We start from the raw sequence: 10,000 nt of genomic DNA on the forward strand, positions 1-10,000 counted from the left end.
TTGAATCATCAGGATATAATATTGACGTGATTGATTCAACAGAATTTTTATATTCGTATGCTCTTGAAAAGTCTCCTTTGCTGAAGGCCTCAAAATTAAATTCATCATTAACCGTCTCTGCACTCCATAATCTTAATGTGTTAACTACTCCATTATCATATCCAACAACTGGTGTATCGTAAGGAACTGCTAATACAGCTTCATAATTATAATGTTTAGCAACAAGTTTATTATTAACATTCTCTAACCTTACCTCACCACCAAACTTTATAATCTCAGATTCATCCTTCTTTTTAACTTCCCATGGATTATCTTGCTTCAACCAATTATCAGGAACTTCTACCTGCTTTCCCTCTATTATTTTTTGATTGAAAAATCCATATTTATATCTTATTCCACAACCATGACCTGCTATGGATAGGGATGACATTGAATCTAAGAAACAAGCAGCTAATCTACCTAAGCCGCCATTACCTAACCCTTGATCATTCTCTAGCTCTTCCAATTCAGTTAACTTTATATTTAAATCTGCTAAAGCTTCCTGGCAAACTTCTCTTATTCCTAAATTTATTAAATTATCACTTAATAATCTTCCTATTAAAAACTCCATTGAAAAATAATATATTTCTTTCTTATTATTTTTCTTATATCTGCTCTGAGTATTTAGCCAATCATTCATAACATAGCCTCTTATTAAGCTTCCTAAAACATAATATTTTTGTTCATTTGTACCATCTTCTATTCTTTTTCCGGTTAATTCTAAAAATCTTTTGCTATATTCTTTTTTAAAAGATTCCTTATTTATATTTTTCACAGATGGTTCCTCCTTCTTGACTAAATCCATTCTTACTTCATTATATTGCTTTAAACATAAATAGTTCTTTCAATAATTCTATCCACATATGATAAAAAATTATCAACATGAATCTATATTTTTTAATTTTAATTGTTCATAATTTTATTCCATTTTTATTTAATTGATAATTACTATCTTATAATATATAATATTAACTAAATAAATTATAAAAGGAGAACTAATAATGAATTCAAATAATATAGATAAGAAAAAAGTAAAGGAAATCCAAGCTCCAAAAAAGGTTAAATATCAATGTCTGCATACTACTGAAGCAAGAGAATGTACTTGTATTAGAAGTAAGGGACTTGTTTTAACTAAATAAACTAATCACTATAACAAAACATATTTAAAGCAAACTAAATTTTACAAATTTAAAAAACACCCTATAGAATGGATACTTTAAAGCAAACTATTCTATAGGGTATATTTTTGCTAACTTCTACTTAGCTTCTTAAAGCTTCTTTTAATTCTTTAACTAAGCTTACTGCTCTTTTTATCCCCTCTTCTTTATTATCAGTAGATGCCATACGCTTTATGATGGCACTTCCAACAATTACACCTTCTGCATATTTTGAAAACTCTTTTGTCATTTCTACATTTGATACACCAAAACCAATAGCTTTAGGCAGCTGGCTATATTCTTTTATTAAATTTATATAATTACTCAAATCTGTAGATATATTCTCTCTAGTTCCTGTTACTCCATTAATAGATACACAATATACAAAACCCTTGCCTTCTTTTAAAATATTTTTAATTCTTTCTTCCGATGCAGGAGCTACCATTGGAAGAATATAAATATCATTTTCATAAGCAAATTCCATTATTTCTCCCCTCTCCTCTAGAGGCAAGTCTGGAATTATAAGTCCATCAATACCAGATTTACTGCAATCCCTAATAAACTTTTCAATTCCATATTTAAATATACAATTGTAATAAACTAAATATATTAGGGGGATAGAAGATTGTTTTCTAATATCTTTCACAGCCTGCATTATATCTTTTATTTTTATTCCCTTATTTAATGCCCTTTGAGAGGACTCTTGAATAACTTCACCATCTGCTACTGGATCAGAATAGGGAATTCCTAACTCAATAATATCTGCACCTGCCTTTTCTATTTCTAAAGCTAACTCTACAGTTGTGCCTATATCTGGATCTCCTGCAGTTATAAAAGTAATTAAGGCTTTCTCATTCTTTTCCTTTAACTTCTTAAATTTTAAATCTATTCTGTTCATTTAAGTTCCACCCCCATCTCTTCTGCAACTATATTGATATCTTTATCTCCTCTTCCTGAAAGATTAACTATTATTATCTCTTCCTTCCTTAATGTAGGTGCTAGCTTCAAAGCATAGGCAATGGCATGGGAACTCTCTATTGCAGGTATAATCCCCTCTACTAAACAAAGTTCCTTAAAAGCACCTATAGCCTCCTTATCTGTTATAGCTACATAATTAGCTCTCTTTGTATCCTTTAAATAAGCATGTTCTGGTCCAACACCAGGATAATCGAGACCTGCAGATATAGAGTAAACAGGCATTATTTGTCCATCTTCATCCTGCAGCACATAGGTTTTCATACCATGAATCACCCCTAAGCTCCCTTTTGTAACTGTGGCTGCGTGCTGATCTGTATCTAGTCCAAGGCCTGCAGCCTCTACTCCTATAAGCTTTACTTCTTTATCTTCTATAAAGGGATAAAAAATACCCATAGCATTACTTCCACCACCTACACAAGCTATAAGATAATCTGGAAGTCTTCCCTCTTTCTCAATTATCTGCCTCCTTGCTTCATCGCCTATTATTCGTTGAAAATCTCTTACCATAGTTGGATATGGATGAGGCCCCATAACAGAACCTATTACATAGAAGGTGCTATCAATATTAGTTACCCAATCTCTAAAGGCTCCATTTACTGCATCCTTTAAGGTGCCTGTCCCACTTTTAATAGCTGTAACCTTGGCTCCTAGCATTTTCATTTTAAATACATTAAGAGACTGCCTTCTTATATCCTCTTCACCCATAAATATTTCACATTCCATTTTTAGCAATGCTGCAACAGTGGCGGTAGCAACCCCATGCTGACCTGCCCCTGTTTCTGCTATAACTCTTTTCTTCCCCATCCTTTTAGCCAGAAGTATTTGCCCTAAAACATTATTTATTTTATGGGCTCCTGTATGATTCAAATCTTCTCTTTTAAGATATATTTTAGCTCCTCCATATTTTTCAGATAGCCCTCTTGCATAATATAATGGGGTTTCCCTGCCACTATACTCTTTTAAATAATACTTATATTCTTCTAGAAACCTTTCATCCTTAATAGCTTTTTCAAATTCTACCTCAAGCTCCATTACTGCATTCATAACTGTTTCAGGTACATATTGCCCACCAAATTGTCCAAATCTCCCTTTCATATAAAACTCCTCACTTTCCCTATAAAGTCTTTAATTTTTTTATAATCTTTAACACCCTGACTCTCAACTCCACTAGATACATCAACTGCAAAAGGCCTTACAACTTTAATGGCTTCAGTAATATTTTCAATACTTAGGCCTCCTGCCAAAATTATTTTGTTTTGTAAATTAAAATCCTTTAATATATTCCAATTAAAAGTCCTTCCACTTCCCCCCCGAATTCCTTCAATTTTAGAATCAAGGAGAAAGCTAACCTTTGTATATTTACTTAAATTTTCGAGGTCCCCTTCCCCTCTAATAGAAAAGCTCTTCCAAACTTGGTAACCTGTAAAAGAATTAATATATGTCATATCCTCATCACCATGAAATTGAAGTATGTCTAATTTAACTTTTTCTGAAATTTCTTTTACCCTGTTTATATCTTCATTAACAAAAACCCCTACAGTTTTAATATCTTTTCTTAAATTCTTAGTAAGCTCTAAGGCTATATCTTCACTTACCCTTCTTTTACTATCAGCAAAGACAAAACCTATATAGTCTGGCTTAAGTTCATTTACATACTCAATATCAAGGGCCCTTTTCAATCCACAAATTTTTATCTTTACCATCCTTATCACCTAGCCTTGCAAGCTAATATAAATTCATTAATTTTAAGTTCATCTTCTATATTTCTCATAAAGGCTTCCCCAATTAAAACTGCATTTACTCCTAAGCTTTCTATATATTTTATATCCTCAACAGTAGCTATGCCGCTTTCCGAAACTACTATTTTATCTTTAGGAATATACTTTATAAGTTTCTCTGTATGCTTTAGACTAACTTGGAAACTTTTAAGATCTCTATTGTTTATTCCAATTATTTTTCCCCCAGTTTCTAAGGCTTCTTCTAATTCCTTCTCATTATGAACCTCTATCAACACATGTAATCCTAAGCTCGAGGCCAAATGGTAGAAACTTTTAAGCTTCCCAGGTAATATGGCTGCTATTAGGAGTATGGCGTCAGCCCCTATTTCATAGGCTTCATATATCTGATACTCATCAATAATGAAATCCTTCCGAAGAATAGGCTTAGCTGTTATTTCTTTTGCATCCTTAATAAAATCATTACTGCCTTTAAAAAAATGCTCCTCTGTCAGTATTGAAAGGGCATCTATATTTATTTTTTCATAAATTTCAGCAATACTTTTATGATTAAAGTTCTCAATTATAATTCCCTTTGATGGTGATGCTTTTTTTATTTCAGCAATTATTGATATTCCTTCTTTCTTAAGAGAAGTCTCAAAATCCCTAACTTTTCTAGCTCTAAGTTTTTTAATTAAATCATTTAAAGTTTTTTTTCCTCTTTCTAATTCCAATTGCTTTCTCTTAACTGCAACAATCTCATCTAATATCATTACACAGCCACTCTCCTACTAAAGTTCACTATTTCTTTTAGTTTATTATAGGCCCTTCCAGAATCAATAATCTCTTCTGCTAGCTTTATTCCCTCATAAATACCATCAACGGCCTTCCCTACATACAAGGCTGCTGCAGCATTTATTAAAACTATATCTCTCTTAGGTCCCTTTTTCCCCTTAAATATATCTAAAATAATCCTTGCATTTTCCTTGGCATCTCCACCTTGTATATCTTCCTTTTTACATACGGGTATTCCATAATCCTGAGGATTTATTGCGTAATCTATAATCTTGCCTTCTTTAATCTCTGTTACTGTAGTTTTTGTAGTTATTGTTATTTCATCTAAACCATCATCACCATGAACTACTAAAGCTCTTTCTCTACCAAGCTTTAAGAGAACCTGGCCTAATTTGTGGGTTAAATCTCTATCAAAAACCCCAAGTACTTGTCCTTTTATATTTGCCGGATTTGTTAAGGGTCCTATTATATTAAATATAGTTCTTGTACTTAACTGTTTTCTTACAAGAGCTGCATGTTTCATAGCAGGATGATAATTTTGAGCAAAGAGAAAGGTCATACCTGTTTCTCTTATACACCGCTCTGAAATATTAGGATCAATATTAATATTAAATCCCATTTCTGCTAGCACATCTGCACTACCACTCTTACTTGATACTGCCCTGCTCCCATGCTTAGCAACCTTGACCCCTGCAGCCGCTGCAATAATAGCTACTGCAGTAGATATATTAAAAGTATTTGCCTCATCTCCACCTGTACCACAAGTATCAATCACTAGTGTTTTATCAGCTTTTTCACCATGTAAATCTAAATTGAATTTCTTTGCATTTTTCTTCATAGATTTTACACAGCCTGTTATTTCATCTATACTTTCCCCCTTCATCCTAAGTCCAATTAAAAATGCTCCTACCTGTGAAGGTTCAAATTTCCCATTCATTATTTCATTCATTGCAGCTTCTGCTTCTTTCTCCGTTAAATTTTCTCTTAGCACTATTTTCTTTATAGCTTTATTTATCATTGCAAATCACCATCCTTAATGCCTTTGCTTTATTTATTGTTTCTTTATACTCCTTAATTGGATCCGAATCATGCACTATTCCAGCTCCTGCTTGTATATAGGCTGTTTTATTCTTAATTACAATAGTTCTTATTGCTATACAGAAATCCATATTTCCCTGATAGGAAAAGTAACCTAAAGCACCTGCATATATTCCTCGTCTTGCATTTTCTAACTCCTCTATAATTTCCATGGCTCTAACTTTTGGTGCCCCTGACACAGTACCTGCTGGTAAGCAGGATCTTAAGGCATCATAGCAGGATAAACCTTCCTTTAATTTTCCTGAAACTTGAGAAACCAAATGCATTACCTGAGAATATAATTCTACTTCCATGAACCTATCAATATTAACAGTACCGAGCTCACTAATCCTTTCAACATCATTTTTCCCTAAATCCACAAGCATTACATGTTCAGCTCTTTCTTTTTCATCAGCTAATAACTCTTTAGCCAACAAACTATCTTCTTCCTTATTTTTTCCTCTTGGCCGTGTACCTGCAATTGGATTAGTAATTATGATATTGTCTTTAACACTTACTAATCTTTCAGGGGAAGAGCCCACTACTTCAAAATCTCCAAACTCTATATAAAATAGATATGGTGATGGATTTTCCGATCTTAATCTTCTATAAAGCTCAAAGGAATTTCCTTCTGTGTCAATGCTAAATCTTTGAGATAACACTACTTGGGATACATCCCCCTTTTTTATATAGCTTTTTGCCCTATTTACAAGGTCACAAAATTCTTTCTCAGATAAATTGGATCTTACTTTTGCTGATAAGTTCTTTTTTTCAAGGGAATGTACTTCCCTCCTAATCCTAATTTTTTCATAAGTTTTTTCTAATATTTTTGCTATTTCTTCATACTCAAGTTCATCTTCATAAAGTACGTTATAAATGATATATAGCTTATGATTGTAATGGTCATAACAAATTACTGTTTTATAAAATAGAAGATAGGCATCAGGAATATTCATTTCATCTTTATTGCTATCTGGAAGTTTTTCATATTGCCTAATCATATCGTAGCCTACATAACCTATAGCACCACCAGTAAAAGGCAAATCCAAATATTCGGAACTGTATTTGATATTTAGCAGACTTTTTACTGTATTCAGCAGCTCTCCTTTCTTTTGCATTTTGCTTCCATCCTCTTTTATGATAGAAATATTTTTTTCATAGCTAATAAGCTTAAGATAAGGCTTTTCTGCCATAAAAGAATATCTTCCACTTTCTTTAGTAGACAAGGCACTTTCTAAAAGACATCTATTTTTGCCTTCAAGATTATAAAACATAACTATAGGTGTCAATTCGTCTGCATGTGCTTCAAAGGTAACAGGAAAAACCTTCTTTCTCTTTTTTAATTCATTGAATTGCTCTTTGGTCATAGTGATCATAATAAAACCTCCAATCCTTATAATTTAATAAAAAAAAGCCACTTCATCCTTATAATGGGACGAAGTGACTCGCGGTGCCACCCATATTAAATTCACATTATTAAGCAAGCATATATAGCAAAAAAACACCTCGTCCAATAGGACGAGATGTTATACTCGCTATGCCACCTAAATGCAAATTTATCTTTATCAGGTACGGAATAATATCGATACCCTGTCATTGTAACGGCTGACTCCCGGAAAATGCTACTATAATTTCACATATCATCTCACAGACCCATTCAATATAGACTACAGTACCTGGCTCTCACCATCCCAGACTCGCTTAAACTAAGCTCCTATATCTACTCCTTCTGCTCCTAGATTTTAACCTGTTTTTTACATTGATAATATTTTAATCCATTTTATTACACTCATAATATTTAGTCAATAGCTTTTTAATAATATTTTTAATAAAAACAAAAAAACATCAAGCAAATGCTTGATGTTTTTATTACCTGGCGACGTTCTACTCTCCCACAGGGTCTCCCCTGCAGTACCATTGACGCTGTAGAGCTTAACTGTCCTGTTCGGAATGGGAAGGAGTGTTTCCTCTACGCCATTGTCACCAGATTTCAGAGAACTTGTTCTCTGAAAATTGCACATGAATATAGCCATTATTATTTTGGTCAAGCCCTCGACCTATTAGTATTAGTCAGCTAAATATGTTACCATACTTACACCTCTAACCTATCAACCTTGTGTTCTTCAAGGGGTCTTACTAGCTTATGCTATGGGAAATCTCATCTTGAGGGGGGCTTCACGCTTAGATGCTTTCAGCGTTTATCCCTTCCCGACTTAGCTACCCAGCTATGCTCTTGGCAGAACAACTGGTACACCAGAGGTCAGTCCATCCCGGTCCTCTCGTACTAAGGACAGCTCCTCTCAAATTTCCTACGCCCGCGACGGATAGGGACCGAACTGTCTCACGACGTTCTGAACCCAGCTCGCGTGCCGCTTTAATGGGCGAACAGCCCAACCCTTGGGACCTACTTCAGCCCCAGGATGCGACGAGCCGACATCGAGGTGCCAAACCTCCCCGTCGATGTGGACTCTTGGGGGAGATCAGCCTGTTATCCCCGAGGTAGCTTTTATCCGTTGAGCGATGGCCCTCCCACGAGGTACCACCGGATCACTAAGCCCGACTTTCGTCCCTGCTCCACTTGTGGGTGTCGCAGTCAGGCTCCCTTCTGCCTTTACACTCTACGAACGATTTCCGACCGTTCTGAGGGAACCTTTGGGCGCCTCCGTTACTTTTTAGGAGGCGACCGCCCCAGTCAAACTGCCCACCTAACAATGTCCTGTCACCAGCTTCATGGCGTCCAGTTAGAATCCCAATACTATCAGGGTGGTATCCCAAGGACGACTCCACTGAGGCTGACGCCCCAGTTTCCCAGTCTCCCACCTATCCTGTACAGACAATATCGAAACTCAATGCTAAGCTACAGTAAAGCTCTACGGGGTCTTTCCGTCCAATCGCGGGTAGCGAGCATCTTCACTCGCACTACAACTTCGCCGGATTTGCAGTTGAGACAGTGCCCAAGTCATTACGCCATTCGTGCGGGTCAGAACTTACCTGACAAGGAATTTCGCTACCTTAGGACCGTTATAGTTACGGCCGCCGTTTACTGGGGCTTAAGTTCACACCTTCGCTTACGCTAAGTGTTCCCCTTAACCTTCCAGCACCGGGCAGGCGTCAGCCCCTATACATCAGCTTACGCTTTAGCAGAGACCTGTGTTTTTGCTAAACAGTTGCTTGGGCCTATTCTCTGCGGCCTGCTCTCGCAGGCACCCCTTCTCGCGAACTTACGGGGTCAATTTGCCTAGTTCCTTAACTGCAATTCTTCCGATGGCCTTAGGATTCTCTCCTCATCTACCTGTGTCGGTTTGCGGTACGGGCACTACTTCTCTCTCTAGATGCTTTTCTTGGAAGCATGGAATCAGATACTTCGGTCATAATGACCTTCCCCATCACACCTCAGGATTGTCAGAACGGATTTGCCTATCCTGACTCCCTAAATGCTTAGACTAGCACAACCAACGGCTAGCACATCCTATCCTTCTCCGTCACACCATCGATAATAACGATAATAGTGGTATTGGAATATCAACCAATTGTCCATCACCTACGCCTTTCGGCCTGGGCTTAGGTCCCGACTAACCCTGGGCGGACGAGCCTTCCCCAGGAAACCTTAGATTTTCGGCCTGTAAGATTCTCACTTACATCTCGCTACTGATGCCAACATTCTCACTCGTAATCAGTCCACCGCTCCTTACGGTACGACTTCAGCCCGATTACGACGCTCCTCTACCGCTCACACGAAGTGTGAACCCGTAGCTTCGGTGGTAAGTTTGAGCCCCGGACATTTTCGGCGCAGGATCTCTCGACTAGTGAGCTATTACGCACTCTTTAAATGAGTGGCTGCTTCTAAGCCAACATCCTAGTTGTCTTAGAAATCCCACATCCTTTACCACTTAACTTACACTTTGGGACCTTAGCTGACGATCTGGGCTTTTTCCCTTTTGACTACGGACCTTATCATTCGCAGTCTGACTGCCGGACTAATAGTATATGGCATTCGGAGTTTGATAAGGTTCGGTAAGCAATATGCCCCCTAGCCCATTCAGTGCTCTACCTCCATTACTCATATCCGACGCTAGCCCTAAAGCTATTTCGAGGAGAACCAGCTATCTCCGAGTTCGATTGGAATTTCTCCGCTATCCACAGCTCATCCCATGCTTTTTCAACAGCAACGTGGTTCGGTCCTCCACGGGGTTTTACCCCCGCTTCAACCTGGCCATGGATAGGTCACCCGGTTTCGGG

8 protein-coding genes, 2 rRNA genes and 1 other annotated feature (2 of these 11 cut by a window edge) are annotated in these 10,000 nt (G+C 36.9%); of the genes, 1 reads left to right on the forward strand and 9 read right to left on the reverse strand.

The genetic code is table 11. From position 1 onward, the window contains the following. A protein-coding gene (locus tag BEN51_RS12955; RefSeq protein ID WP_119866421.1) for a glycogen/starch/alpha-glucan phosphorylase crosses the window boundary here: on the reverse strand, positions 1–814 show its 5' portion. The gene continues 1,598 nt to the left of window position 1, outside the view; 814 of the gene's 2,412 nt are visible here — the first part of the coding sequence; it begins with the start codon at positions 812–814; the stop codon falls past the left edge of the window. A 226-nt stretch (positions 815–1,040) separates the two neighbouring features. On the opposite strand from BEN51_RS12955, the gene BEN51_RS13885 reads away from it, so the two are divergent. Continuing rightward, a complete protein-coding gene (locus tag BEN51_RS13885; protein WP_164704124.1) occupies positions 1,041–1,178 on the forward strand; it encodes a hypothetical protein in 138 nt (45 codons plus the stop codon). Positions 1,179–1,299: 121 nt separating this feature from the next. On the opposite strand, the gene trpA is transcribed toward BEN51_RS13885, so the two are convergent. The 8 genes from trpA to BEN51_RS12995 all read right to left on the reverse strand — a co-directional run. Continuing rightward, positions 1,300–2,094, reverse strand: a complete 795-nt coding sequence (gene trpA, locus BEN51_RS12960; RefSeq protein ID WP_119866422.1) for a tryptophan synthase subunit alpha — start codon at positions 2,092–2,094, stop codon at positions 1,300–1,302. Further along, the gene (trpB, locus tag BEN51_RS12965; RefSeq protein WP_119866423.1) at positions 2,091–3,269 is read right to left on the reverse strand and encodes a tryptophan synthase subunit beta; all 1,179 of its coding nucleotides are present in this window, start codon (positions 3,267–3,269) and stop codon (positions 2,091–2,093) included. The genes trpA and trpB overlap by 4 nt, the downstream gene beginning before the upstream one ends. Continuing rightward, on the reverse strand, positions 3,266–3,877 hold the full coding sequence (locus tag BEN51_RS12970; RefSeq protein ID WP_119866424.1) for a phosphoribosylanthranilate isomerase: 612 nt from the start codon (positions 3,875–3,877) through the stop codon (positions 3,266–3,268). Before BEN51_RS12970 ends, trpB begins: the two co-directional genes overlap by 4 nt. 5 nt (positions 3,878–3,882) lie before the next feature. Next, positions 3,883–4,662: an indole-3-glycerol phosphate synthase TrpC gene (gene trpC / locus BEN51_RS12975; protein ID WP_119866425.1), complete on the reverse strand. Its 780-nt coding sequence runs from the start codon at positions 4,660–4,662 to the stop codon at positions 3,883–3,885. Beyond that, positions 4,662–5,702, reverse strand: a complete 1,041-nt coding sequence (trpD, locus tag BEN51_RS12980; protein ID WP_119866426.1) for an anthranilate phosphoribosyltransferase — start codon at positions 5,700–5,702, stop codon at positions 4,662–4,664. Before trpD ends, trpC begins: the two co-directional genes overlap by 1 nt. Continuing rightward, positions 5,692–7,128 carry an anthranilate synthase component I gene (trpE, locus tag BEN51_RS12985; RefSeq protein WP_335621840.1) on the reverse strand — a complete coding sequence of 479 codons (1,437 nt, stop codon included), beginning with the start codon at positions 7,126–7,128 and terminating at the stop codon, positions 5,692–5,694. Before trpE ends, trpD begins: the two co-directional genes overlap by 11 nt. Positions 7,129–7,189: 61 nt before the next feature. After that, positions 7,190–7,507 (reverse strand) — a binding site (T-box leader). 125 nt (positions 7,508–7,632) lie between these two features. Continuing rightward, a 5S ribosomal RNA gene (rrf, locus tag BEN51_RS12990) occupies positions 7,633–7,749 on the reverse strand. A 52-nt stretch (positions 7,750–7,801) separates the two neighbouring features. Next, positions 7,802–10,000, reverse strand: a 23S ribosomal RNA gene (locus tag BEN51_RS12995); it runs 707 nt beyond the window's last position.

Source organism: Clostridium isatidis (assembly GCF_002285495.1).
GTDB lineage: Bacteria > Bacillota > Clostridia > Clostridiales > Clostridiaceae > Clostridium > Clostridium isatidis.

Coding starts and splice junctions, on each gene's coding strand:
- BEN51_RS12970 (WP_119866424.1), bottom strand. CDS start 3,877: ATGGTAAAGATAAAAATTTGTGGATTGAAAAGGGCCCTTGATATTGAG.
- BEN51_RS13885 (WP_164704124.1), top strand. CDS start 1,041: ATGAATTCAAATAATATAGATAAGAAAAAAGTAAAGGAAATCCAAGCT.
- trpA (WP_119866422.1), bottom strand. CDS start 2,094: ATGAACAGAATAGATTTAAAATTTAAGAAGTTAAAGGAAAAGAATGAG.
- trpE (WP_335621840.1), bottom strand. CDS start 7,128: ATGACCAAAGAGCAATTCAATGAATTAAAAAAGAGAAAGAAGGTTTTT.
- trpD (WP_119866426.1), bottom strand. CDS start 5,702: ATGATAAATAAAGCTATAAAGAAAATAGTGCTAAGAGAAAATTTAACG.
- trpB (WP_119866423.1), bottom strand. CDS start 3,269: ATGAAAGGGAGATTTGGACAATTTGGTGGGCAATATGTACCTGAAACA.
- trpC (WP_119866425.1), bottom strand. CDS start 4,662: ATGATATTAGATGAGATTGTTGCAGTTAAGAGAAAGCAATTGGAATTA.